The organism is Amycolatopsis jiangsuensis (assembly GCF_014204865.1).
Taxonomy (GTDB): Bacteria; Actinomycetota; Actinomycetes; order Mycobacteriales; family Pseudonocardiaceae; genus Amycolatopsis; species Amycolatopsis jiangsuensis.
Window position 1 is genome coordinate 4,726,405 of record NZ_JACHMG010000001.1, and the last position, 24,931, is coordinate 4,751,335.

A 24,931-nucleotide genomic window follows, 5' to 3' on the forward strand; every position below is an offset into this window, starting at 1 on the left:
AAGCGCTCACGCCGTTGACTTCACCTCGACGGCGACTTAGTTTACTCGCTATCCGAACAAGTGATTCGCTTTGAGGGAGTTGTGGTGACCTACGAAATCGCCACCCTGCGGGGTGACGGCATCGGACCGGAGATCGTCGACGAGGCGGTCAAGGTGCTGCGCGCGGTGCCCGGTCTCGACCTGGAGTTCACCCTGCTCGAAGGCGGTGCGCACCACTACGCCGAGCACGGCGAGCTGGCGCCGGAGAGCACCTGGAAGACGATGGAGTCCGCGCACGCCATCCTGTTCGGCTCGATGGGACATCCGGACATCCGGATGCCGGACGGCACCGAGGCCCAGGGCCACTTCATCGTCACCGCACGCAAGAAGTTCGGGCTCTACGCCGGCGTCCGGCCGATCAAGTTCTACCCCGGCGCCAAGGGTCTGGACCCGAACCAGGACCAGGTCGACCTGGTCCTCGTCCGCGAGAGCACCGAAGGACTCTTCGCCTCGTTCGGCGGCGGCGCGGAGATCACCGGCGAGGTCTACGCCGACACGATGATCGTCACCCGCAAGGGCACTGAACGCGTCGCGCGGTACGCCTTCGAACTCGCCCGCCGCCGCACCGGACGGCCGCAGGACGGCGAGCGCCGGCTGACCTGTGTGGACAAGGCGAACATCTTCCGTTCGCTGGCCTTCTTCCGCGAGGTCTACGACGAGGTCGCAGCCGGGTACCCGGACGTGACCGCCGACCACGCGCTGGTCGACTCCTTCTCGATGCTGCTGATGCAGCATCCCGAGCGCTACGACGTGCTGGTCACCGAGAACATGTTCGGCGACATTCTGTCCGATCTGGCCGCCGCGCTGGTCGGCGGGCTCGGACTGGCGCCGTCCGGCGACATCGGTGACGAGCACGCGATGTTCCAGCCCGCGCACGGTTCGGCACCGGACATCGCCGGGCAGGACCGGGCCAATCCGGTGGCCACCATCGTCTCCGCCCGGATGATGCTGGACTGGCTCGCCCAGCGGCACGACGACGACGCGCTGCGGGCCGCGGCCGATCTCGTGGAACGGTCCGTGGTGGAGACCATGCGCTCCGGTGCGCTGACCGCCGACCTCGGCGGCGACCTGAGCTGTTCCGGGTTCGGCGACGCGGTCGTGGCCACCCTGGGCCGGCTCGCGGCGGCCGGCTGATGCGAGCGGCGGCCGCTGCGGTCGCGGCCGCCGACGCACCGGCCGCGACGATCGGCCAGGGTCCGCTGCTGTGGCTCACCGTCGGCGCGATCGTGGTCATCATCCTGCTCATCGCCTGGGCGAAGCTGCATCCGCTGATCGCGCTGATCCTGGGCTCGGCAGTACTCGGACTCGGCTCCGGGATGGGTGCCGAAGCCACCATCAGTGCGTTCGTGGACGGCCTCGGCGGCACCATCGGCGACATCGGGCTGCTGATCGCGCTGGGGGCGATGCTCGGCCGGCTGCTCGACGCGTCCGCCGCGGCCGAACGGCTGGTGGACCGGTTCGTCCGGGTGGTCCCCGACCGCGCGATCCCGTGGGCGATGGCCGGGATCGCGTTCCTGATCGGACTGCCGCTCTTCTTCGAAGTCGCGCTGGTGCTGGTGTTCCCGATGATCGTGCTCGTGGTGCGCCGCAGCGGGTTGCCGCTGCTCAAGGTGGCCATTCCCGCGCTGGCCGCGCTTTCGCTGCTCAACGGCTTCCTGCCGCCGCATCCCGGGCCGCTGCTCGCTGTCTCGGCCTTTCACGCCGATCTCGGCCGGACGCTGTTGTTCGGACTCATCGTCGCGGTGCCCACCGTGATCATCGGCGGACCGCTGCTGGGCAGCCTGCTGGCCCGGGTCGTGCCCGCCACCCCGATCGACGCCGGAGGGGACGCGGTTCCGCGGAAACCGTCCGCGCGGGTGCCGGGCACCGCCACCACGCTGGCCACGATGCTGTTACCGGTACTGCTGATGCTGTTCCGGGCGATCGCGGAACTCACCCTGCCCGAGGGCAGCGCGGTACGCGGAGTCGCGGAGACCATCGGCGAACCGACTGTCGCGCTGCTCGCCGGTTGCCTGCTCGCGATGGTCACTTTCGGACTGGCCACCGGGATCGGACGACGCGAAGTCGGCAGCGTGATGGGCACCGGCCTGCCGCTGGTCGCCGGCATCATCCTCATCGTCGGCGCGGGCGGCGGTTTCAAGAGCACGCTGGTCGCGACCGGAGTCGGCGACACGATCGCCGGCCTGACCGACCAGCTCGGGCTGCCGCCGCTCGTCCTCGGCTGGCTGCTGGCCGCGGTGATCCGGATTGCGGTCGGCTCCGGCACCGTCGCCATCGTCACCGCCGCGGGCCTGCTGTCGCCGCTCGCCGCGACCATGGGCGCCGGTCAAGTGGCCTTGCTGGCACTGGCGGTCGGCGCGGGATCACGGTTCGGCTCCCACGTCAACGACGCCGGTTTCTGGATGGTCAAAGAGTTTCTCGGCCTCAGTGTGAAGGACACCTTCCGCACCTGGACCGTGATGGACTGCGTGGTCTCCCTCGTCGCCGGGCTCGGCGTCGTCGCACTCGGCGCCGTCGTCGGCTGAGATCGTTCGCACACAAGGAAAGAAGGTTCCAGTGGGGATGCAGGACAGAGTCGTCGTGATCACCGGCGGCGCGGGCGGCATCGGCCGGGCGTGCGTCGAAGCGGTCCTCGACGGCGGTGGCCGCCCGGTGGTGGTCGACGCGGCGCCGGGAACCGCGGAAGTACCGCACTACCAAGCCGATGTCACCGACGAGGAACGGCTCGCGGTCGTGATGGCCGACGTCGCCGCCCGGTACGGCCGGATCGACGTCCTGGTGAACAACGCGGCGGTGGTGCGCAGCGGCGACGTCGAGGAGACCGCACTCGACGACTGGGCCCTGCTCTGGGACGTCAACGTGCTGGGTTACGTGCGGGCGACCCGTGCCGCGCTGCCGTACCTGCGCAGGTCGGAGGCGGGCGCGATCGTCAACATGTCGTCGTTCACCGCGGCCGCGGGGTTCCGGCGACGGGTCGCCTACGCCACGACCAAGGGGGCGATCGAAGCCCTGACCCGCGCGCTGGCGGCGGACCTGATCGCGGACGGGATCACCGTCAACGCGATCCGCCCGGGCACCGTCGACACCGCCTTGCTGGCCTCCCTCGCGGCCGCCGCGCCCGACCGGGAAGCCGCCCGCGCGACATACGCGGCGCGGCAGCCCACCGGCCGGATGGTGTCTGCGGCCGAGGTCGCGCACGCGGTGCTGTTCCTCGCCGATCCGGTGAACCGGTCGACCACCGGTGCGGTCATCGCGGTCGACGGCGGTATCTCGGACACTCGCAGCACCCCGATGGACTGAGGGACCGATGAACCGCCGTCGGCTACCGCGAGGGGAAGTACTCCAGCGCGATCCGGCCCCGATACCCTCTGGCGCGCAACAGGTTCAGGTGCCGACCGAAGTCGATCCGGCCGGTCCCCGGTTCGTGGCGCCCGGGGTGGTCGGCCACCTGGACGTGCACGACCCGGCCGGCGTACGCGTCGATGTCCGCGTCGAGATCGGCCCCACTCGCCGCCAGGTGGTAGAGGTCGAGCAGGACCCCTGCCGAACCCGCCGTGCCGGTCGCCGCGTCGACCTCGTCCAGCACCGAGACCGCGTCGGCCACAGTGCGCAGCGGGTACGAGGGCAGCCCGCTGAGTGGTTCGAGCATCGGCACTCCGCCCAGCGGTCCCAGGACTTCGCAGGCGTGCACCAGGTTCGCCACCGCGATCGCGCGCTGGTCCCGTTCCGCCGGCTCCGGCAGGCGATCGCCATAGGGCACGCAGAACAGCCGCGCCCCGAGCCGCTGGGCCAGCTCCCGCACGACCTCGGTGTGTGCACGGAATTCCGCCGTGCGCGCCGGATGCGACAGGATGCCGCGCTCCCCCTGATCTCCCAGAAAGAAGTTCAGCGCGACCAGCTCGACCCCGGCCCGTTCGACGGCACCGGCGAACGCGTCCATCTCGCCGGCGGGAGGCACGGACCGGTCGAACGGCCACCACGATTCGACCGCGCGGTAGCCGGCCCGGGCAGCGGCCGCTGGCCGTTCGAGGACGGGGAGCGAGGCGAAGAGCGTGGAGAGGTTCGCGACTGCGGAGCTTCGGTCGAACATGCCATTTTGCGAATTACTCATTCGCTATCCGAATCATTATCCGATCACCTCTGCTTGACTACTGCGCGATTTACGTTGACTGCCTCATCGGAACAGGCATACCATACTCCGCGTAGCGAAACGCTCTTCTTACTTCGAAACATCACGGAGCCTCAATGACGAAGCTACGTCTCGTCTGTCTCGGTCTCGCCGCCCTCGGAGCCATCGCGTCGGTCGTCGGCCTGCTCATCGGGGCACCGCAGCTCTGGCAGCCCGCACTGGTGGGCACCGGCTTCGAGATCGCCATCGGCCTCGGCGCACTGCCCAAGCTGGCCGGCTACCAGTACACCGGCTGGGTCGTCGCATGCTGCTGTGCCGCACTGGTCTACCCTGGCGCGTTCACCAGCTGGGGCGAGGTCAAGCTGACCGACAAGTTCCTGATCAACACGATCATCCAGCTGGTCATGTTCGGCATGGCCAGTCACATGCGGATCGCCGACTTCAAGGGCGTGGCCCGGCAGCCGAAGGGCGTCCTGGTCGGGATGGCCGGGCACTACCTGGTGATGCCGACGGCCGCGTTCGTCCTCGTGCAGCTGTTCGATCTGCCTTCCGGGGTGGCGGTGGGCGTCATCCTCTACGGCTGTGTCTCGAGTGGACTGGCCTCGAACGTGATGAGCCTGCTCGCCAAGGCGAATCTCGGGCTCGCGGTCACGATCACCGCGCTGTCGACCATCTTCGCGCCGCTGGCCACCCCGGCGCTGATGAAGCTGTTCGCCGGACGCATCGTCGACGTCAGTTTCGTGGGCATGATGTACGACGTCATCCAGATCACCCTGGTCCCGGTGGGCGCGGCGTTGCTGGTCGATTTCCTGCGCAGTGCATCGCCGAAGGCCAAGCGGATCGTGAGCACCGCCGCCGGCGTCTCCGCCGCCTGGCTGATCGTCGTCGCCTTCGCGTGGGGTTCGCTGACCGCGGGGATGGGCGAGAACAGCGTCCGTGCGCTGCAGCAGGTCTGCTACGTCGCGGCCGCGATCATCCTCGCCCGGCTCTACTACGCCGCCGTCCTGCGCTACGGGGCGATCGGGCGATTCATGCCGTACGTGTCCATGTTCGGGATCATGTACTACAACACGGTGGTCACCGCGGCGGCCAGGGACACCCTGCTCACGGTGGGCGCGGTCCTGCTGCTGATCGGACTGATCCACAACCTGGTCGGCTTCACCTTCGGCTACTGGGGCGCCCGCGCCGCCCGGCTCGACATCGCGTCCTCGCGGTCGGTCGCCTTCGAGGTCGGCATGCAGAACGGCGGTGCCGCCAGCGGGCTCGCGGCCTCCATGGGCATGATCGCCACGGCCGGGGTGCCGGCCGCGGTGTTCAGCCCACTGGGCAACGTGACCGGATCCCTGCTCGCGAACTACTGGTCGCGGCGCCCGACCGAGCAGCCTCGCCCGGAAACCGCGGCGGCGCCCGAACTCGTCCTGGAGGAGAAGCGTTGAGCGGCTACGAGGTGCTCGCCGTGAAGTTCGGCGAGTGGCCCACCAGCAAGCGGACCCTCTACCACTCCTTCGACGCCTACGACGAGCCCGACGAACCGGTCCGCGTCGACTACTACTTCTGGGTCGTGCGCAACGAACAGCGCACGGTGGTCGTCGACTGCGGTTTCCGCCCGGAAGTGGCCGACCGGCGCAAACGCCTGCTGGTCACCCCGGTTCCGGAGGCGCTGCGCCACGTCGGCGTGGACCCGGCCGACGTGTCGCACGTGGTGCTCACGCACTTCCACTACGACCACATCGGCAACCTGAACCTGTTCCCGCGTTCGCAGGTCGTGACGGGTGCCGCGGAGTACGCGTTCTGGACAGGGCCGATCGGCGCGCGCCCGCTGTTCGCCCCTGCGGTCGAGGCCGAGGAGGTCGCCTGGGTGCAGCAGGCACATCGCGAAGGCCGCCTGCTGCGAGTCCCCGTGGACGACCCCGCGCTGCCCGGCATCAGCTTCCGCCCGCTGCCCGGCCACACGCCGGGCCAGCTCGTGGTCGAGGTGGAGGGCGCCGGCGACCGCCGCGTGGTGCTGGCCTCCGACGCCTCGCACACCTACGAGGAGTTCGAACAGGAACGGCCCTTCCACATCGCCTCCAGCCTGCCCGACATGTACGACGGCCTGGCCTGGCTGAAACAGACCGCCCGCGAAGCGGAGGTGGTCCCCGGCCACGACAATCTCGTGCTGACCCGGTACCCGGCGGCCGAGATCGCCCCGGAGATCGCGGTCCGGATCAGCTGAGGCGCGGCACGCCGTCGAGGTGGCCGGCCGGTACCCGGAACCGGTTGCGGTACAGGCGGTTCCGGGCCGGCTGCCGCACACTGGTTGCCGCCCAAGGGATTCGGGCCGGTTACGAGTATGCGGCGACGCTGCGTACCTCGATCAGCCGGTCGGGGGGACAGGCCGGCCGGCGATGACCGGCTGTGCGTCCGCGTTCATTGCCAACCGCAGCTGTCTGTTCGCTCGTCGGCGGGGCATGGTCGCCGGCCGTGACCACGACGAGCGGATGCTGTACCTGGCCCGTGTCCTGCACGACCTGAGGCTGGCGCCGGAGGGTGAGCATCAGCAGCGCTTCGAGGTCGTCGGTGCCGACCGTGCCGCGGAATTCCTGACCGGAACCCCGCCAACGCACCCCGCTACTCGGTCGGCGGAGAGCTGCTGCGCGAACGCGGCACGCCCCCGCGGCGCACGCGGATGGAAGAAGCCGCGCTCTCGTCCCGGTGGGGCGACTGATCAGGAGTCCACCGCTTGCCCAGCACGGTCAACGCGGCGATCACCCCCGCGCCGGCCAGCGACACCGCGATGGCCACCACCACGGCTGTGTTCCAGCCCGCGGTCAGGCTCGCCGGCGTGCCCGGAGGCCGGACGGACAGGAGGGTCACCACCGTGACCCCGAGCGCCGCCCCGACGTAGCGGCTCGTGTTGTTGATGCCGCTGCCCATGCCGGTCCGGTGCGGCGGCACGCTCCCCACGGCCTCCCCGCCCAGCGACGCGTTGACCACGCCGGTTCCGAATCCGGCCACGATCATTCCGGGCAGCAGCAACGAAAAGCCGAACCCAGGCGTGACGAAGGCCAGCGGCACCAGTCCCACGGCGACCACGAGCAGCCCGCCGCTCAGTCGCGCGCCACCGGAAAACGCAGACGGCAGCCGGCGGGTAAGCAACGCCGAAACGACACTGGTCGCCGACCATCCCAGCACCACCCATGCCGCGGCGAGCGGGTGCAGGGCGAGGCCGTTCTCCAGCATCGTGCAGACGAACGACATCAGCGCGGTGACCCCGGCCCCCGCCACGAACGCACCCAGCGTCGCGGCGATCAGCGCCGGACGCCGGAAGAGCGCGAGATCGAGTACGCCCCCGCCGGCCCGGTTCTGGTGGCCGAAGAATCCGGCCAGCAGCACGACCGCGGCCGCGAGCAGCGTCAGTTCGAACGGGCTCGTCCAGCCTTGTCGCCCTTCGGTGAGCGCGGCCAGCAATGCCGCGAGGCCACAGCCCAGCAACAGCGCACCAGGGAGGTCGACCGTTCGTGTCCGGCCCGAAACGGACTCGTCCACCAGGCGGTGGCTCAGCACGGCCACGCCGAGCGCGACCGCCGTGAGCACGAGGTAGAGCGCCCGCCAGCTCCCGAAAGCCGCTCCGGCCATCGGGCCGATCGCGATGCCGGCGCCGAGGCAGGCACCCCACGTGCCGGTGGCGCGGGCACGTCCGGCGGCGTCCGGGAACGCCGGGCCCAGCACCGCGAGCCCGCACGCGATCAGCGCGGCGGCACCGAATCCTTCGACCACCCGGCCGCCGATGAACAGCAGCGGCTCAGGCGCCAGCGCGCACAGCAACGACCCGGCCGCCGTCACCACGGCACCGGCCACGAACACCCGCCGCCGGCCGAAGTCGTCGCCGATCGCGCCGGCGGGCAGCAGGGCGACGGCCAGGCCGAGACTCATCGAGCTGAGGATCCAGGATGTCGCGACCGCGCCGCCGCCGAGCCCGCCGGCCACTGCGGGAACGATCGACAACGGCGCGGTGAAGACGGCGAGCGCGAGCAGCGTCCCACCGCCGGAGGCGACGAGAACGGCTCCCGGGCGGCTGGCCATGCGCACTCCCATTTGATTCGGTGACCGAACTCTTCGACCCGGACACTAGCACGACGAGTTCGGTGAGCGAACTCGTCGTGGCAGAATGGGAGCCATGGCACTACCCCGCGAATACACCAACCAGGCCTGTTCGATGGTGCGTGCGCTGGAGATCGTCGGCGAGCGCTGGACCCTGCTGATCGTCCGCGACGCGGTGTTCGGGGTCCGCCGCTTCAGCGATTTCGTCGAGCACCTGGGCATTCCGCGTGCGGTGCTGTCCGAACGGCTGGAGTTCCTGCTCGGCGAAGGCGTACTGGAGCGGGTTCCGGGCACCGGCAAGCGCAGCGAGTACGAGGTCACCGGCAAGGGCCGCAAGCTCTGGCCGGTCATCCGCACCCTGTCCGACTGGGGCGACGAGTACTACGCGCCGGACGGTCCGCGCCGCGTGTTCGTGCACGCTTCCTGCGCCGGCGAGATCGCGACCACCGGAGAATGCCTGCGCTGCGGCACACAGGTGCCCCTCGGCGAGACACTGATGACCCCGGGCCCGGGCCTGCCCACCCCTTCGCCGGACAGCGGCCACGTCACCACGGTCCTCGCGAAACCCCGGCCACTGCTGCGGTCCGTGCACTAGCGTCCCGGTGCCACGGAGCCGAGGGCGGTCGTTCGAGCCCGCGGCGATACCGGCCGGTCAATACCGGCCGGTCGATTCCGGCCGGTCGATCCCGCGGCTATACCGGCCGGTCGGTCCCGGTCGTCTGCTGGTCCCGTACTCGCAGCGTCGTCCGGCCGGTCACTAGTCCTTTTGACCGAGGGCCGGCGGTCGGGAACCGTTCTCCCGCTTGATGCGCCACAGCGTTCGGGCACGCAGAATGGCAGTGCACGAGCAGGAAGGACGGCGAACCCGGTGCTGCGAACCGCCGATTGGCCGCTGCGCCGTGGCCTGGTGATCGCCGAGGTCGCGGTCCTGGGCGGGCTGAACGGTGAGCAGGTGGTGCGGTGGCTGGTCCAGCACGAACCACCCACCGCCGGGGAGGCCGTCTACTTCGTGGTGGGCGTGGTGGCCGGGGGGCTCGCGCTGGCGCGGCGGCGGCTTCCCGAGCGGACCGCGGCGCTCGCGGCGTCGGCGATCGCGCTCTCCCTGGTGTTCAGCATGGTGGGTTTTTTCGCCGAACCGGACGCGACGCTCAACGGCGATCCGGAGGCCATCGCGGTGATCCTGCTGGTCGGCGCGAGCTGCCATCGGGTGCCACCGCGCGGCGCCGGCGGGCTCGCGCTGCTCGGCGGGGTGGCTGTCGTGGCCGCGCCCGGGTTGCGGTACGGCATCGACTTCACCACCCTCGCTGTCGCCGTGCTGTGGGCCTTGCTGTGGGGCTGCGGGGTCGCGGTCGGGTTGATGCTGCGTGACGGCGATGTGCGGCGCGAAGCCGCGCTGTCCGCCGCCCGGAACCGGGAGCGGCTGGCGCTGGCGCGGGAGCTGCACGACCTGGTGGCGCACCACATCACCGGCGTCGTGGTCCGCACGCAGGCTGCCGGGGTGGTGCTGGCCGGCAGCCCCGAGCAGGAGCTCATCCAGGAGATCGAGCACGCCGGAGCGGAGGCGCTGGCCGCGGTACGCCGTCTCGTCATGATGCTGCGCAGCCCCGACCAGCTGGCGCTGGTCACCACCGGCGGATTGGTGGAAACGGTGGAGGCGGCGGTGGACGGGGACGAAGCCGTCACCGTGGAGCTGGCGTCCGGGCTGGCGGAGCTGGCAGTCGCTCCGGAGACGGTCTCCACGGTGCACCGCGTGGTGCTCGAGTCGCTGACCAACGTGCGCAAGCACGCGCCCGAGGCGCGGCGCGTCTCGGTCACCGTGGCATCCGCCGCCGAAGGACAGTCGCTCCGGATCGAGGTGCACAACGACGGACTGCGCCCCGGCCGTGCCCGTCGCTCACCGGGCGGCTACGGCCTGGTCGGCATGCGCGAGCGGATCGTGGCGCTGGGCGGCACACTGACCGCGGGGGAACACGGCGAACGCGGCTGGCGGGTCCTCGCCGATCTGCCGCTGCCCGGCGGCGCCGCGGCGGACCGGCCGCCGGAGAGGGGAATGACACGGTGACGCTGCGGGTTCTGCTGGCCGACGACCAGGCCATGGTGCGGACCGGCTTCCGGCTGATCCTGGAACGCGAGCCGGGGGTCGAGGTGATCGCGGAAGCCGGCGACGGCCGGCGGGCGGTCGAGCTGGCCCGGGAGCTGCGCCCGGAGGTCACGCTGATGGACATCCGGATGCCGCGGGTGGACGGCCTGGCCGCCACCCGGCTGCTGGCCGGACCCGACGTCACCGATCCGCTGCGAGTGCTGGTCGTGACGACCTTCGACCTCGACGAGCTGGTGCACGAGGCGCTGCGCTCCGGCGCCTGCGGCTTCCTGCTGAAAGACGCCGGCCCGCGACTGCTGGTGGAGGCGGTCCACGCGGCCGCGAACGGCGAATCCCTGGTCTCCCCGTCGATCACGACCAGGTTGCTGGCGCACTTCACCGCCTCCGGCAGCCGGCCCCGCCACGCCGAACCAGCACTGACCCACCGCGAACTCGAGGTGACCAAGGCACTCGCCCGCGGCCGGACGAACGCGGAGATCACCGAGGAGCTGGTGATCTCCCTGTCCACGGTGAAGACCCACCTCGCTTCCATCCAGCGCAAGACCTCCGCCCGCAACCGCACCGAGATCGCCGTGTGGGCCTGGGAAACCGGGCTCGTACGGTAGCCGCGCCCGGTACGCCTGGGAGATTGGGCTCGCGTGGCAGCCACATCCCATCAGCGAACAACCACCGGGGAACGTCGGTCCGTCGTGCCCGATGACGACCCCACGCTGGGCGGGCGTCAGAACCGAAACGACACGGACGCGACAGGCGACCACATCCCGCTCCCACTCGACCCAGAACCGCCACCAGCACGCCGGGACCGCCGCGTAGGCCTGGGAAACCGGCTCGGACGGTAGCCACGCTGCGTCAGCGAACAAGGCCAGGGAACCATGGTGGTCTCGTCGTGCGCAGGGGCGCACGCTTCGCGTGCAAGAGGTGGTTCGTCGTGCACGGTGGCGGCCTCAAGGCAAGTAGGCGCCGTGACCGGAACGGCGACGGATGCCGCCGGCCGCCAGGACCACGGATGGCGCCGGCCGCCGGCCACCAGGGGAGCCGTGGACCCGCTTTTCACGGTGACGGCCCACTGCGCTTTCATCGAGCGCACGTTCCCCACGCGTAAGCGCACCGGGAGCATCGCGTGAGCCTGGGGTTCTCGGCTCGTATTCTGGATGTTTCCCTGCTGCGCCGAGAGAAGACCACGCCGCGAAATCGAGGCTGGTGCGGGGCGCGGAACTGACGTCAGAGCGGGCTGGTGGCTGCGCTGTCCGTGGCGGGAGAGGTACGCCGCTGCCGTCCAAGCAGTAAGCCTCTTCTGCTTTGGCACGCTCCGCGTGCAAGAAGAACGTCGGTGAAATGGGGAAGCCGGGATCGTGCGGGGGAACGGCTTCCCGAATAGACGACGAGAAGGCCCGAGCCGTGGCCAGCAAGGCCCACGCCGTAGCCGACAAGGCAGGCCCGCGCCGTAGCCAGCAAGGCCCACGCCGTAGCCGACAAGGCAGGCCCGCGCCGTGGCCGGATGTTCGGCGCACGGCGCGGGCCCTTCGCGGGTGGTGCTCAGCGGGGTTCGGCTGCCGCGGAGCACGCCAGGTCTTGTTCTGGGCGTTCGCCGGTCGTCAGGAAGGTGGTCGCGGCGTACTGCGCGCATTCGTTGTGGGTGAACGGGTAGACGCCGTGGCCTCCCGCGTCGACGGTGACCATTCGCGCACGGTCGCCGAACGCCTGCCGCAGCTTCCGGGCGCCGGCCAGTGGGGTCGCCGGGTCACGGAGATTCTGCACCATGAGCACGTTCGAGGGGCCGCGGTCCCCGATCTGCACCGGCGCTTCGATGGGGTCCGGCCAGAACGCGCACGGCTGGATGTTGGCACCGGCGGCACCGAACAGCGGGTACCGGATCCGGTCGGCGGCGACGTTGCGCTGATAGGTCTGCACCGAGGTGGGCCAGCGCGAGTCGGAGCAAATTATGTAGTAACGCCCGGACACCAGATTCTCCGCGACCTCTGGGGAACCCACACCACCGGTCTCCCCCGGCAACGGCGGCGGTGGCTGGCCCGCGGACAGGGCCTGCCAGGCTTTCGCGAGCCACGGCAGCTGAGGCCCACCGTAAAGCTGGCTGAAGGTGATCAGCCGGAACAGGGTGCCGTCGTAACGCCCGTCCGGCGCCTCCACCGGTTTCCGGTCGAGCTGCGCGGCGAGCGCGAAGTACTTCGCGGTCACCTGCTCCGGGGTCGCGCCCAGGTGGTACTCCCGGTCGTTCGCGGCGGCGTACTTCGCGAAGTCCGGGAACCGGTCCTCGACCCCCTGGCTGTAGAGCCGGTCGGACGGGTAGTCCCATCCGCCGGGGGCCAGGTTGCTGTCGAGCAGGAAGCGGTCACTGCGCTGTGGGAACAGCGTTGTGTACACCGCGCCGAGGTGAGTGCCCCAGGACGAACCGGCATAGGAGATCTTCGACTCCCCCAGCACTTCGCGGATCCGATCCATGTCGCGGGCGGTGTTCGCCGTGGAGATGTAGGGCAGCATCGACGCCGTCTTCGACGTGGTGCACTTCTCGGCGATTTCTTTCACTTCTTCGGCGTGCTTCGCGACGTCGGCACCATCGCGCGCGTACGGCGGGACGTTGCCGTACTTCTGCTGCTCCGCGCTCAGCCCACAGGTGACCGGCGTGCTGTGCCCGATGCCGCGGGGATCGAACCCGATCACGTCGTAGGAGTCCAGGACTTCTTGGGGTAGACTGAACTGCGCCAGCTGCGCCGGATAGTTCAGCCCGGAGGACGGGCCGCCGGGGTTGGTCAGCAGCACGCCGCGCCGCTTCTCCGGCTTCTTGCTCGCCAGCCGCGAGATCTCGATCTCGATCTGCTGCCCGCCCGGGTTCCGGTGATCCAGCGGGACCGAGAGCTTCGAGCACTGCAGCCCGGTGGAGGGCGTGACGTCCGCCGGACACGGCCCCCATTCCAGCGCGCGGGGCGCGGCCGCGGCCAGTGAGATCCCCGGGACCGCCGCGGCCGCCAGGACCGCGGCGGCCAGTGCGGTGGGTAACGTTCTCCGCATCCGAATTCCCTCCCGACGGTGCGAAACGATGACTGAAGCCATTCTTCGCACCGGAACGTCCGGACACATCCCGCGGGCGAACGGTCTTGGAGGACGGTTCTCTCGGTCAAAAGGATGAGAGCCCGAAGCGAAAAGGACGGCGCGCCAGAGCGAGAATGGCGTGCAGGGAAGGACGGACCGGAAAGGGAGGCAAGTGTCCGCAGCGCGAAGAAGACAAGTCATTGCCAAGGGATGGCCCACTACCGGAGGAGACGGCGCGCGTTCGCCGACCCGGCAACGTGGTAACTTCCTCGGTGATGACTTCTCAAACCACGGCCACCTGGGTTTCCGCGATCGGGAGTGCAGGCTCGCTGCTCGGGTTCGCTTCCTACGTGTGGATCATGCTGCTCAATCGCAAGGACCAGCCCGCCATTCGGCAGCAGGAACAGGCACAGTCGGTTTCCGCCTGGCTCGACCGGGGCGAGCAGTATGACCACGAGGAGGACTACGTCGTCTGCGCGCACAACAGCGGAGACGCGCCGGTTTTCGGCTGCGAGCTGAAGGTCGGCCGTCCCGATGAATCGGAACCCCACCAGGTGCGCTTCGCCATCATCCCGCCCGGCGCCACCGCAGTGCGAGCGTTGCCGTTCGGGCAGGAAGCGATGCCCGCTGCGGATCTGTACTCTGCCTCCGCCATCCCGGAATTTTCATTCACCGACTCACACGGCGGTCACTGGACGCGGGACACCTCTGGCCTGCTCAGCCGCACTGACCGCCGCACGCTACGCGGACGCCGACGGTCCGCCACCCGTGGGTGATCCGGAACGCCCGAGGCTCAACGTTGGCCGGTTGCCGCGCGCAGGGAATGCGCATGGTGGTGCACCGATCGGCGGGAGCAAGGGAGCGTTCCGTGCACCAGCAGCGCACGGAACGACCGGACCGAATTCACCGGCGCGCAATATTCACGGCGCGTTCACAGTCGATGAATCCGGTTCAGCACGGCCTGGCTCCCCGCGAACAGCAGTGTCAGCACCGCACCGAAGAGCACCCCGGTCACCGTGTTCCGGTACTGGTGCAGCCCGATCTCGTCGGCCAGCCCGGCGGCGAGGCTCGGGCCCTGGCTGACCAGCAGCCAGGTGACCGCCGCGCCAATGGCGACGACGAGGCCGTACCGCTCCTGGGAAACCTGCCGCCGCGCCTGCACGCCGCGCAGCCGGCTCAGCGGCGCCACTCCCTTCCCCAGCGCGCCTGCGACCAGCGCGAGCACGAGCAACCCCAGCACCACCGCGGAAATCGCCGTGGTCCCGCCCAGGTCCACGAAATCGTCCGCCGCCAGCGGCACCACGGCGAGCACGAACATCGCCGCGTAGACCCACCACGGCAACCGCGCCGCGCGGGCCGCGCGGCTCTGGTGCGTACGTACCTCCGCCAGTGCGTCGGTGGCCTGCTGCCGTTCGTCCGGATCGTTCACGATGACCTCCCTTTCACTACTTGCCTAGCTGGAATGTAGTCACTTCTTTCCGATCAGGCAAGTAGCCGAAGTGGCCGGGAGGTGGCCCGAACTGGACCACTACCGGCCCAATCCGGGCCGGAAACCTACTGGTGAGCGGGGTTGCCGGGGCATCATCGACAGACGCATTGGTCCACTGGAATACGTCACGGGCCTTGGCCACGGCACACGCCATGGCGTGTGCTGGATCGGGTTGCCCGCGGCGGTGAGGAGGGCGCGATGACCGCTCCCGGAAAGATCGGCGAGGTGCGGGCCCGGCTGCTCGATCTCGTCGACCTCCTGCCCGAAGGTTCCCCGCTGCCCCCGGAGCGCGAGCTGGCGGTGCGCTGGCAGGTGGCCCGGATGACGCTGCGCCGGGCGATGGACGACCTCGTGCTGCAGGACATGCTAGTGCGCCGTCAGGGCAGCGGCACCTTCACGTCGCGGCCGAAGGTCAGCCGGCGGCTCGCCATGACGTCGTTCTCCGAGGAAATGCGCCGCCGCGGCATGCGGCCGGCCAGCCACACCCTCGAACTGCGCCGCCGCCGCGGGGACCGCACCCGGTGCCGGCTGCTGCGGATCCCGGCCGGTGAGGTCGTGGTCGAGTTCGTCCGGCTGCGGCTGGCCGACGACGCCCCGATGGCGCTGGAACGCACCATCGTCCCGGACCGCTACGTGCCAGGGCTCGCCATCGGCGATCTCGACAGTTCCTGGTACGAGCTGCTCGCGACCCGCTACGGCACCGACATCGTCACCGGCACCTGCCAGATGGACCCGGTGCTGCCCGACCAGCGGACCGCGGAGCACCTGCGGATCCCGGTCAGCCAGCCGTGCCTGCGCATCCGCGGGATCAGCCTCGACGCACGCGGCCGGGTGATGGAGAGCTGCGAGGCGACCTACCGCGGCGACCGCTACGCGATCACCGCCGATCTGCGGCGGCCGAACCGGACCCAGCCACCCGTACCCCATTGAGCACCGACCCTGGAGGCAGCATGGCCGAGCACGGAATCCGTTCCCTGCGCCACATCCGGACGGCAGGTGCCGCGATCCTGGCGGCACTGCTGGCCGCCGCCACGCTGTCGGCCTGCGGTGGCGACGAGTCCGGCGGCGCGGTGACGTTGAAGTTCTGGACGCACACCCATCCGCCGATGATCAAGCTCAACCAGACGCTCATCGCCGAGTACGAACGACAGCACCCGAACGTCCGCATCGAGTACCAGCAGGTCCCGAACGACGAGTTCGACACGAAGATGCTGACCTCGATGAGCAACGGCACCGGCCCGGACGTGCTGAACCTCGACGACACGACGTTGCGCGGCGAGTACCTTCCCAAACGGCTGCTCGCGCCCATCGACTACGGCGCGCTGGGCACGGGTTCCGCGGACGAGCTCAAGGCGCGTTACCTGCCGCGCACCCTCGACGGCGCTTCGGCGGACAACGAGCTGTACGGCCTGCCGAGCGAGTTCAACGCGACCGCGTTCGCCGTCAACACCCAGCACTTCGCCGACGCCGGGCTCGATCCGGACGCGCCGCCGAAGACCTGGCAGGACGTGGCCGCGGACGCGCGGAAGCTCAGCGGCGCAGGGCACACCCAGGCGTTCAGCTTCCTCTACCTGCATTCCGGCTGGTACACCCAGCAACTGCAGACGCTGTTGAACGAGACCGGCGGGACGATCACCGACCCGGGCCACCAGAAGGCGACCGTCACCAGCCCGCAGGCACAGGCGGCGTTGAAGATCTGGACCGATCTCGCGACCGGCGCCGGCCGTGCCGCGGACCCGAACCGGACCTCACGCGAGGCGACCTCGCCGTTCAGCGATCTCGCCACCGGACGCCAGTCGATGGCGATCGTCTACCCGTGGGCGATGGAGCAGATCAGGGAAAGCAACCCCGACACCTTCGCCAAGCTGAAGCTCGTCCCGCTGCCGCAGGTGAACCCGGCGAAACCGGTGAACCGCTGGTACGGCTACTACTGGGGGGTCAGCCGGGCGAGTGAGCACCAGCAGCAGGCCTGGCAGTTCATCGCCTACCTGGCGAGCCAGTCGCAGCGCTGGCTGTCCGACGTCAAGTTCATCCAGCCGGTGAAGGGCTGGGACACCAGCGCGGCGGGCAAGCAGGTGCCCGGGCTCGACGTGTGGTCCGCGGCCTACCGGCAGGGAAAGTTCGACGAGGTGGCGCCGCACTTCGCGGAGATCAAGGACGCGGTGATGGCGATGGTCAACGACACCGTCTTCGACCACGTCGCGATCCCGGAGGCGTCCCGGAAGGCTGCCGAGACGATCGACCGCAGCCTGGGGAGCTGAGCGCATGGCTGTGCTGTCGATCAGGCCCAAGGCGCCGCGCTCCCCCGCGCCGTCGCGGAACAAGCCGGTGCGAGGCCGGCGGAAGGCGGTCGGTGCGCTGTTCGCGGTGCCCGCGCTGGCGTTGTTCCTCGTCTTCGCGATCTACCCGATGCTACGGGTGTTCTACCTGTCCCTGTTCGACTACAGCCTGACCTCGCCGCCGGAGTTCGTGGGCTTCGAGAATTTCACGTACCTGGCCACGGATCCGCAGTTCGGCGCGGCGCTGTGGCAGACCGTGGTGTACGCCGCGGGCACCTACGTTCCCGCGCTCGCACTGGCACTCGTGCTCGCGCACGCCCTCAACACCCGCACACGCGGCAGCGGTCTGCTGCGGCTGCTGTACTTCCTGCCGGTGGCGATCAGCTGGGTCGCGGTGTCGGTGATCTGGCGGGTCGTGCTCAACCCGGACGGCCTGCTCAACCAGGCACTCGGCCTGCACCTCAACTGGCTCACCAGCTCCGGCAGTGCGATGTGGGGCCTGGTCGTGATGGGCGTGTGGAAGGAGACCGGGTTCTTCCTGATCCTGTTCCTCGCCGGCCTGCAGTCCATTCCGGACGAACTGCACGAGGCGGCCCGGCTGGACGGCGCGGGAGCGTTCGCGCGCTTCCGCTACGTCACCTGGCCGATGCTGCTCCCGGTGACCGCGGTGTGCTCGGTGATGGCGGTCATCCGCGGCTTTCAGGCGTTCAGCCCGCAGCTGGTGTTGACCAACGGCGGTTTCGGCACGCAGGTGGTCAACCTGTTCGTGTACAAGACGGCGTTCGAGAACGCCCGGATGGGCCGGGCTTCCGCGGTGGCGGTGCTGATGTTCCTGCTGTTGTTCGGGCTGACCCTGCTGCAGTTGAAGGTCTTCGCGAGGAGGGACCGATGAGCGGGCCGCGCAGCAAGGCCGCACGCGTGGGGCGCGGCACCGCGATGACCGTCGCCGGGCTCGGCGGACTGGTGTTCGTTTCCGTGCTGGTGTACGCGGTGCTGACCGCGTTGAAGCCGGCGTCGGAGGTGCTTTCCGTTCCCCTGCACTGGCTTCCCAGTACCTTTGAATGGTCCAATCTGACGCTGCCGTTCACCGAAACGCCGTTCGCGCGGTACTTCCTCAACAGCACGGTCGTCGGGGTCAGCGTCACCCTGCTGAACGTGGTGACCTGCACCGCGGCCGGGTTCAGCTTCGCGAAGTTCCGCTACCGCGGCCGCGACACCGCGTTCATGGTCGTGCTGGCCACGCTGATGATCCCGATCGAGATCATCTACGTGCCGCTCTACAGCCTGGTGTACTCGCTGGGCTGGGTGGACAGCTTCGCCGGGCTGATCGTGCCGGCCGGCACGAGCGCGTTCGGGATCTTCCTGATGCGCCAGGCGATCGGCAATGTCCCGGACGAGCTGATCGAGGCCGCCCGCCTCGACGGTGCCGGAGATCTGCGCACGCTGGTGTCGATCGTGGTACCGGTGGTGAAGGGCCCGATGGCGGCGCTGGCCCTGTTCATCTTCATGCTCAACTGGGACTCCCACCTGTGGCCGCTGCTGATCGCCTCGGACGACGAGCACCGCACCCTTCCGGTGGGGCTCTCGGCGATGCAGGCGGACAACCTCGGCAGCGCCGCGGTGCCGATGATGCTCGTCGCCGCGCTTCTCGCGGCACTGCCGACGGTCCTGCTTTTCGTGACGCTGCAACGGAAGTTCGTCGAGGGCGTGACGATGTCGGCCGGTATCCGATGACCGCCACGTGGGTCGCGGTCGACGGCGGCCAGACCGGATTACGCCTGGTGTCCGGTCCCGAGGCACGCGCGGGCAAGGGCCCGGGTTTCGACTACCGGCACGGTGATCCGGTCGCCACGATCACCGAAGCCGTGCGCGTCGCGGCGCTGGACGCGGGGCTGTCCGATCCGGTGGCGCTGGCCTGTCTCGGACTGACCGGCCACCCGGCCGAACCCGCGGACCGGAACCGGCTCGGCGCCGCGGTGGCCGGTGTATTGCGAGCCGGCGAGGTACGGCTGTGCGAGGACATGGTGACCGCGCACGCCGGAGCGTTGCCGAGTGGGCACGGTGTGGTGCTGGCCGCTGGGACGGGAGTGGTGTGCCTCGCGGTCGGCGAGGGCGGGGTACACCGCAAAGTCGGCGGTGATGGCCATCTGCTCGGTGACGCTGGGGGCGGGTTCGCGATCGGCCGGGCCGGACTCGCCGCCGTGCTCGCCGCCGCCGACGGCCGCGGACCGGCGACCAGCCTCACCGCCGTCGCCGAGCTGCGCTTCGGCCCGATACCCGGGATGGCGCAACGAATCCACCAGATCCCGTCCCCGGTCGCCGCCATCGCCTCCTTCGCACCCGAGGTCTTTGCCGTGGCCGCCCAGGCGGACCCGGTGGCGAGCGCGATCGTGACCGCCGCGGCTGACGACCTGGCCTGCACCATCGCCGCCGCGGTACGGGTGCTCGACCGCGGCGAGACCGTTCCGGTGGCGTGCACCGGCCGGGTGTTCGAGGCCGGTGAGCTGCTGCTGGCCCCGCTCCGCGAACGGCTCGCCGTCCTCGCTCCGGCGGCTCGGCTCGTCCCGCCGGAGGGCGACCCGCTCGACGGCGCCGTCCGGCTCGCCACCGCCGAACCAGGCCCGTATTCGCGTCTGATGTCCGTACACCGCGCCTGTCGTTGAGGAGAACACAGTGGACGATCGGCTCCCCTTTCCCTCCGGTGCGTTGCTGGTGTCCTGCCAGGCACAGCCGGGCAACCCCCTGCACGGACCGGTGTCGATGGCGAGGATGGCCGCCGCCGCGGCCGCGGGCGGGGCACGCGCGATCCGGGCGAACGGCCCGGCCGACGTCGCCGCCATCCGGTCCGAAGTGGACCTTCCGGTGCTCGGGATCAACAAGGTCTTCGGCCCGGACGGGGTGTTCATCACGCCCACGTTCGAGGATGCCGCCGCGGTGGTGCGGGCAGGCGCGGCGATGGTGGCGATCGACGGCACCGCGCGGCCGCGGCCGGGCGGCGGGTCACTCGGCGATCAGATCCGGCGGATCCACGCGGAACTCGGCGTGCCGGTGATGGCCGACGTCGACGACCTCGCGGCGGGCACCGCGGCCCGGGCCGCCGGAGCCGACGTCGTCGCCACGACGCTGTCCGGCTACACCGGCGGCCCGGCACCGGAAGGACCGGACATCGGCCTGGTCGCCGAGCTGGTGACCAGGCTCGACTGCCCGGTGATCGCCGAGGGCCGCTACCGCAGCGCGGAAGACGTACGGGCAGCTGTCGACGCGGGCGCGTACGCGGTCGTCGTCGGCACAGCGATCACGAACCCGATGGCCATCACCACCCGGCTGGCGAAGGCGTTGTCGTGACCACACGCATCGGCCACGGCCAGGCAGCGATCGCCGTACCCACCGGCACCCCGCTCGGTGGCTACGCCGCACGCACCGGCACGAGCACCGGCACGCTCGACCTCCTCGAAGTGCACGCGGTGACGGTCAGCGCCGGCGGCGCCAGGTTCGCCTGGGTCGTCGCCGATCTGCCCGCCGTGAACACCGACCTCGCCGGCGCGCTGACCAGCAGGCTGGCCGGCTCGCTGCGGACCCGCCCGGAGCTGGTGTGGCTGTCGGCGACGCATACGCACTCCGGACCGGACACCGGATGCCGTCCCGGCGGTGGCCGGACCTCGCCGCAGTGGCGTGAGCCGATCCTCCAGGCCGGCGAATACGCGGCCGGCAACGCGATGGCCACCGAGCAGCCGTCCGACCTCACTGCCCACACTGGACTGATCGAAGGCGTCGGCGGCCAACGCAGCGGTCCCGGCCCGCGCCAGGACGTGCCGGTGACCGTGCTGGCCGCACGCGACCGTGGCCGGGTACAGGGGTGTGTCCTCGTACTGCCGGTGCATCCGACGGTGCTGGGCGCGGACAACCTGCGGGTCAGCGCCGACCTCGCCGGAGCCGTGCGCCGGGCGGTGTCCGCGCGGCTGGACGGCTGGGCCGTGGTCGCGACCGGCGCCGCCGGGGACGTCAGCACCCGGCCACACCGCCGGAACCAGCACCCGGAGGAACTGGACCGGCTGGGTGTGCTGGCCGCCGAACAGGTGCTCGCCATCCTCGACACCCCGGGTCGCCGGGTCGACGTGGATCACCGGCCGATCACCGGCGCGCGAACCTGGTCCCTCGGCCTGCCGCCGCGGACGAACGAACCCGCACCGGACAGCCGCGCGCTTCGCCGGCACCTCGAAGCCACCCTCCGAACCGGCGATCCCGTCGCGGTGCGGACCGCCGAGACCGCGTTGCAGGGTGCGGAACTGGCCGGCTCCGCCCAGATCCGCGACCCACGTCTGGTGGTGAGCACGGTCCGGCTCGGCGACCTCGCGTTGGCCGGCTTCGGTGGCGAACCGTACCTGTCGCTGGAAGCCACCTTGGCATCCGAAGTGGACGGACCGCTCGCGCTGGCCGGCTACACGTGCGGCTACCTCGGTTACCTCCCCGAGGCCGCCGCATATCGCAACGCGGTCTACGAGGTCAACATCGCACCCACCGCCGAGGGCGGCGCCGAACTCGCCGTACGGGAGGCCCTCCGGCTGCTCGGCGGCCTCCGGTAGCGCCACGAGCCGCTTCACTTGCCCGATTCCGCCGTGCAGGCGAGGTCGTGTGCGGGACGCTGCCCGGCCGTCAGGAACTCCGTCGCCGCGTCGTTGACGCAGGTGTTCTTGCCCCACGGGTAGACGCCGTGGCCGCCCTGGTCGGCGGTCACCAGCCTGGCGCGCTGCCCGAACGCCTGCCGCAGCGCGCGGGCGCCGGTCAGCGGGGTGCCCGGGTCGCGTTCGTTCTGCACCATCAGCACGTTCGACGGGCCCCGGTTTCCGATGTGCACCGGCGGTTCGGGGCGCTGTTTCGGCCAGAAGGCGCACGGTCCGATGTTGGCCGTGGACCCGCCCAGCATCGGGTACTTCACCCGGTCGACCGCGGTGGCGTGCTGGTAGTCCCCGACCGAGTCCGGCCAGCGCGAATCACCGCAGACCACGTACAGCCGGGCGGACATGGTGTTGTCGTGGTCCGTCGAAGGCTGCTCGGGCAGCGGCTGGTTCGTGTCGAGCAGCTGCCAGGTCTTGGCCAGCGTGGGAAAACTCGCGTCGGCGTAGAGGTATTCGAAGGTGACCCCGCGGAACGCCAGCCCGTTCACGCCGTGGACCGGTGTCGCGTCCAGCCGCTTCGCCAGGTCGAAGAACTTGGCGGTCACCCGTTCCGGCGTGGTGCCGAGGCCGTACTCGGGGTGCGCGGCGGCGTAGTCCGCGAAGTCCGGGAACCGGTCCTCCATGCCGCGGGCGAACCCGCGCATGGCCGTGTAGTCGTATCCGCCGGGGCCCAGGTTGCTGTCGAGCACGATCCGGTCGCCGCGGTCGGGAAACATCGACGCGTACGCGGCGCCGAGGTAGGTGCCGTAGGAGGCGCCGAGGTACGAGATCTTCGGCTCGCCCAGTGCCACCCGGATGCGCTCCATGTCGCGTGCGGTGTTCGCGGTGGTGGTGTGCGGCAGCATCTGCGCGGTCGGGGAGGTGGCGCACTGCCGGGCTATGGTGCGGGCGTAGTCGGCTTCGCGGGTGACGTCGGCCGCAGTCTCGGCGTATGACGAGAAGGCGCCGCGAGCCTGCTGCTCCGGCGTCAATTCGCAGGTCACCGGCGTGCTGTGGGCCACTCCGCGCGGGTCGAACCCGATGAGGTCGTAGGAATCCAGCACCTCCTGGGGCAGTCCGGAACCGGCGAGCAGGGCCGGGTAGCCGAGCCCCTCACCGCCCGGGCCGCCCGGATTGGTCAGCAGCACCCCGCGGCGCCGCGCCGGGTTCTCGCTCGCCAGCCGGGAGACCGCGATCTCGATCTGTTTCCCGTCGGGATCCCGGTAGTCCAGCGGGACTTTCAGGGTCGAGCACTCGAGGCGGGGACCCTCGACCCCCTTCGGGCACGCACCCCACTCCAGCGTTTCGCTCGCTTCCGCCGACGCCGCCGGAACAACGGTCGCCATCAGCGCGGCCGCGGCGAGGGCGACCGACAGTTTCCTGCGCATATCCTGTCCTCCTGGTGAAGCCCTCCACGGGCTGATCGGCCGGCAGGCTGTTCCGGAACGAGTCTGTCCATCCGGCCCCGCCGGCACATCGGCCCGGCGGCTCGACCCGTACTGGACCGAGGTCGAGCACGGGATGCGACCTCGGTAGGAGGTGGAGCAGTCCTCACGGCACGGCTTGTCGGCGGTCCCGCTGGCTGACGGAATTCACACTCAAGTCCGCAAGTGCGCCCTCAACAGGGCCCGTGCGCCGGGATCCCAGTTGTGTTCGAGAAGGTCCGTGTGCCGCACGAGCCGGCGCACCGCCGGGTTGCGGGAGCGCCGGATTCGTGCGGCGACCGCGGGGAGTGCGTCCAGTTCGGTCTGGATGGCCTGCAGGGCGGCGAAGCCCACCACTCCCCGTTCCAGGCGGTCGCGCAGTGCGCCGGGGTCCGCCCCGGCGGCCAGCGTGAACAGCGATTTGTCCCGTCCGTAGCAGAACTCGTGCAGGAACAGCAGATCGGCGACGTTCTGGTCGGTCGCGGTGTCCCCGAACACCGACTGTCCCAGCCTGGCCCGGAATTCGGCTTCCGGCAGGTCCGGGTTCCGCGCGTACTCCCGCAGCGCGACGCGGTTCACGGTGACCACCGGGTCCCGGTACGGGTTCTCGTCCAGGCCCAGGAAGTCGAACCCGAACGGACGCAGCTGCTTGCCGACGAGATTGGTCTCGCCGATCTCGGCGTGCTCCGCGACGTAGGTGAAGAACTCCTGCGAGGGGAAGTACGAAGCGAACCCGTGGTCACGCACCCAGCGCACGCTCGCCGCCACGTTCGCCGGCGGCTGGCTGATGACGTCGAGGGAGAAGTAGTAGGCGCGCGAGATCTTCTTCGCGAACTCGAGATTCACTGTCCACGGGCTGAAAATCACCGTCCACCGCGGATCGTAGGGCAGCTCCGCACCGTTCGCGCCGCCGACGAAGTAGTTGGGGTGCACGATGATTTCGGCGTCCGGGTCCTGTGCCCACACTTCGTCGGACAGACGACGGACGAACTCGTACTCGACCTCGTAGTAGTGCCGTGGGCCACCGCAGTCGCCGCCGGTGCAGATGTCGATGTCGGCGGATTCGATGAGCAGGCCGTCGGCGTTCGGGTAGAAGTCGAAGTACAGCTCACGCGCGTATTCGAGCATGAACCGCTTCGCGTCCGCCTTCGTCGGATCCAGGTTGTAGCCCCACGAATGGATGCCCTGCAGTCGGGCCAGGGTGCCGTTCGCCTGCTGTGCCTTGAGGTCCGGACGTTCGTATGCGTACTGGTTCGTACCGTCGTAGGTGTAGGGCGTGAAGCCGAGCAGCACGCGGATCCCCAGCGTGTGCGCGTAGTCGATGAGCTGCCCGGCGAAGTTCTCCCGCACGTTGCGGTGTTCCCGGTTGTACTGCCAGGTGATCGGGTACTTCCGGGAACGGAACGCTCCGCCCAGCCACAGCACGACGCGGTCCACGCCGTCCTCGGCAAAGCTGTCCATAATGGACTTCCAGGTGCGCAGGCCGGCGGTGGGGATACGGCAGAACGTCAGATAGCAGCCGCGTTCGACAGGCGACGGACCGGCCGGCAGCGGTGCCGCGTGCACCGCACCACCGGGAACCGCCGATTCGATCAGCGTGCCCGCGAGAGCAGCGGTGCCGATCCGGAGCGCGTCACGCCTGCTGACCATCGAGACCCCCACGGTGTCCGGCGGTGATCTCTTC

General features: G+C 70.1%; 23 protein-coding genes. 16 read left to right on the forward strand and 7 right to left on the reverse strand.

The annotated features are described in order from the left end of the window. Window positions 1-84: 84 nt before the first annotated feature. The 3 genes from BJY18_RS21135 to BJY18_RS21145 are packed head-to-tail and all read left to right on the forward strand — an operon-like array spanning window position 85 to window position 3,339. Window positions 85-1,173 carry an isocitrate/isopropylmalate dehydrogenase family protein gene (locus tag BJY18_RS21135; protein ID WP_221457883.1) on the forward strand — a complete coding sequence of 363 codons (1,089 nt, stop codon included), beginning with the start codon at window positions 85-87 and terminating at the stop codon, window positions 1,171-1,173. Then, entirely contained in the window at window positions 1,173-2,564 is a 1,392-nt protein-coding gene (locus tag BJY18_RS21140) for a GntT/GntP/DsdX family permease (RefSeq protein ID WP_184781600.1), read from the forward strand. The genes BJY18_RS21135 and BJY18_RS21140 overlap by 1 nt, the downstream gene beginning before the upstream one ends. Window positions 2,565-2,601: 37 nt before the next feature. Beyond that, window positions 2,602-3,339, forward strand: a complete 738-nt coding sequence (locus BJY18_RS21145) for an SDR family NAD(P)-dependent oxidoreductase (protein WP_184781601.1) — start codon at window positions 2,602-2,604, stop codon at window positions 3,337-3,339. A gap of 22 nt (window positions 3,340-3,361) precedes the next feature. On the opposite strand, the gene BJY18_RS21150 is transcribed toward BJY18_RS21145, so the two are convergent. Beyond that, window positions 3,362-4,129 (reverse strand): TIM barrel protein, encoded by a 768-nt coding sequence (locus BJY18_RS21150; protein WP_184781602.1) that lies wholly within the window; start codon window positions 4,127-4,129, stop codon window positions 3,362-3,364. 155 nt (window positions 4,130-4,284) lie between these two features. Between BJY18_RS21150 and BJY18_RS21155 the strand changes: the two genes are divergently transcribed. Next, complete coding sequence (locus tag BJY18_RS21155; RefSeq protein WP_184781603.1) at window positions 4,285-5,604, forward strand: bile acid:sodium symporter family protein; 1,320 nt, start codon at window positions 4,285-4,287, stop codon at window positions 5,602-5,604. Next, on the forward strand, window positions 5,601-6,383 hold the full coding sequence (locus tag BJY18_RS21160) for an N-acyl homoserine lactonase family protein (protein ID WP_184781604.1): 783 nt from the start codon (window positions 5,601-5,603) through the stop codon (window positions 6,381-6,383). Before BJY18_RS21155 ends, BJY18_RS21160 begins: the two co-directional genes overlap by 4 nt. Before the next feature lie 109 nt (window positions 6,384-6,492). Here the strand turns inward: BJY18_RS21160 and BJY18_RS21165 are convergent, their stop codons facing one another. Further along, window positions 6,493-6,774, reverse strand: a complete 282-nt coding sequence (locus BJY18_RS21165; protein WP_184781605.1) for a hypothetical protein — start codon at window positions 6,772-6,774, stop codon at window positions 6,493-6,495. A gap of 4 nt (window positions 6,775-6,778) precedes the next feature. After that, window positions 6,779-8,233, reverse strand: coding sequence for an MFS transporter (locus tag BJY18_RS21170; RefSeq protein WP_221457884.1), 1,455 nt, complete (start codon window positions 8,231-8,233; stop codon window positions 6,779-6,781). 94 nt (window positions 8,234-8,327) lie between these two features. On the opposite strand from BJY18_RS21170, the gene BJY18_RS21175 reads away from it, so the two are divergent. The 3 genes from BJY18_RS21175 (at window position 8,328) to BJY18_RS21185 (ending at window position 10,957) form a co-directional block, all read left to right on the forward strand. Beyond that, window positions 8,328-8,846: a winged helix-turn-helix transcriptional regulator gene (locus BJY18_RS21175; RefSeq protein WP_221457886.1), complete on the forward strand. Its 519-nt coding sequence runs from the start codon at window positions 8,328-8,330 to the stop codon at window positions 8,844-8,846. 273 nt (window positions 8,847-9,119) lie between these two features. Next, window positions 9,120-10,313 carry a sensor histidine kinase gene (locus BJY18_RS21180; protein WP_184781608.1) on the forward strand — a complete coding sequence of 398 codons (1,194 nt, stop codon included), beginning with the start codon at window positions 9,120-9,122 and terminating at the stop codon, window positions 10,311-10,313. Further along, on the forward strand, window positions 10,310-10,957 hold the full coding sequence (locus BJY18_RS21185) for a response regulator (protein ID WP_184781609.1): 648 nt from the start codon (window positions 10,310-10,312) through the stop codon (window positions 10,955-10,957). Before BJY18_RS21180 ends, BJY18_RS21185 begins: the two co-directional genes overlap by 4 nt. A gap of 931 nt (window positions 10,958-11,888) precedes the next feature. Here BJY18_RS21185 and BJY18_RS21190 read toward each other — a convergent pair. Then, window positions 11,889-13,379: an alpha/beta hydrolase gene (locus BJY18_RS21190; RefSeq protein WP_184781610.1), complete on the reverse strand. Its 1,491-nt coding sequence runs from the start codon at window positions 13,377-13,379 to the stop codon at window positions 11,889-11,891. A 371-nt stretch (window positions 13,380-13,750) separates the two neighbouring features. Between BJY18_RS21190 and BJY18_RS21195 the strand changes: the two genes are divergently transcribed. Further along, window positions 13,751-14,176 (forward strand): hypothetical protein, encoded by a 426-nt coding sequence (locus tag BJY18_RS21195; RefSeq protein ID WP_446680349.1) that lies wholly within the window; start codon window positions 13,751-13,753, stop codon window positions 14,174-14,176. Between the two features lie 155 nt (window positions 14,177-14,331). Here the strand turns inward: BJY18_RS21195 and BJY18_RS21200 are convergent, their stop codons facing one another. Further along, complete coding sequence (locus BJY18_RS21200; RefSeq protein WP_184781612.1) at window positions 14,332-14,829, reverse strand: hypothetical protein; 498 nt, start codon at window positions 14,827-14,829, stop codon at window positions 14,332-14,334. 258 nt (window positions 14,830-15,087) lie between these two features. Here BJY18_RS21200 and BJY18_RS21205 point away from each other — a divergent pair, with 258 nt between their 5' ends. The 7 genes from BJY18_RS21205 to BJY18_RS21235 are packed head-to-tail and all read left to right on the forward strand — an operon-like array spanning window position 15,088 to window position 21,751. Then, the gene (locus tag BJY18_RS21205; RefSeq protein ID WP_184781613.1) at window positions 15,088-15,819 is read left to right on the forward strand and encodes a GntR family transcriptional regulator; all 732 of its coding nucleotides are present in this window, start codon (window positions 15,088-15,090) and stop codon (window positions 15,817-15,819) included. Between the two features lie 20 nt (window positions 15,820-15,839). Continuing rightward, a complete protein-coding gene (locus BJY18_RS21210; RefSeq protein WP_184781614.1) occupies window positions 15,840-17,150 on the forward strand; it encodes an ABC transporter substrate-binding protein in 1,311 nt (436 codons plus the stop codon). A 4-nt stretch (window positions 17,151-17,154) separates the two neighbouring features. Continuing rightward, entirely contained in the window at window positions 17,155-18,060 is a 906-nt protein-coding gene (locus tag BJY18_RS21215) for a carbohydrate ABC transporter permease (RefSeq protein ID WP_184781615.1), read from the forward strand. Further along, a complete protein-coding gene (locus tag BJY18_RS21220; RefSeq protein WP_184781616.1) occupies window positions 18,057-18,902 on the forward strand; it encodes a carbohydrate ABC transporter permease in 846 nt (281 codons plus the stop codon). The genes BJY18_RS21215 and BJY18_RS21220 overlap by 4 nt, the downstream gene beginning before the upstream one ends. Continuing rightward, window positions 18,899-19,831 carry an N-acetylglucosamine kinase gene (locus BJY18_RS21225; RefSeq protein WP_184781617.1) on the forward strand — a complete coding sequence of 311 codons (933 nt, stop codon included), beginning with the start codon at window positions 18,899-18,901 and terminating at the stop codon, window positions 19,829-19,831. The genes BJY18_RS21220 and BJY18_RS21225 overlap by 4 nt, the downstream gene beginning before the upstream one ends. Before the next feature lie 10 nt (window positions 19,832-19,841). Beyond that, window positions 19,842-20,513: an N-acetylmannosamine-6-phosphate 2-epimerase gene (locus BJY18_RS21230; protein ID WP_184781618.1), complete on the forward strand. Its 672-nt coding sequence runs from the start codon at window positions 19,842-19,844 to the stop codon at window positions 20,511-20,513. Then, window positions 20,510-21,751, forward strand: a complete 1,242-nt coding sequence (locus tag BJY18_RS21235) for a hypothetical protein (protein WP_184781619.1) — start codon at window positions 20,510-20,512, stop codon at window positions 21,749-21,751. Before BJY18_RS21230 ends, BJY18_RS21235 begins: the two co-directional genes overlap by 4 nt. Window positions 21,752-21,765: 14 nt before the next feature. Here the strand turns inward: BJY18_RS21235 and BJY18_RS21240 are convergent, their stop codons facing one another. After that, on the reverse strand, window positions 21,766-23,211 hold the full coding sequence (locus tag BJY18_RS21240; protein WP_184781620.1) for an alpha/beta hydrolase: 1,446 nt from the start codon (window positions 23,209-23,211) through the stop codon (window positions 21,766-21,768). Window positions 23,212-23,421: 210 nt separating this feature from the next. Next, entirely contained in the window at window positions 23,422-24,897 is a 1,476-nt protein-coding gene (locus tag BJY18_RS21245; RefSeq protein ID WP_184781621.1) for an alpha-amylase family protein, read from the reverse strand. Between the last annotated feature and the right edge of the window lie 34 nt (window positions 24,898-24,931).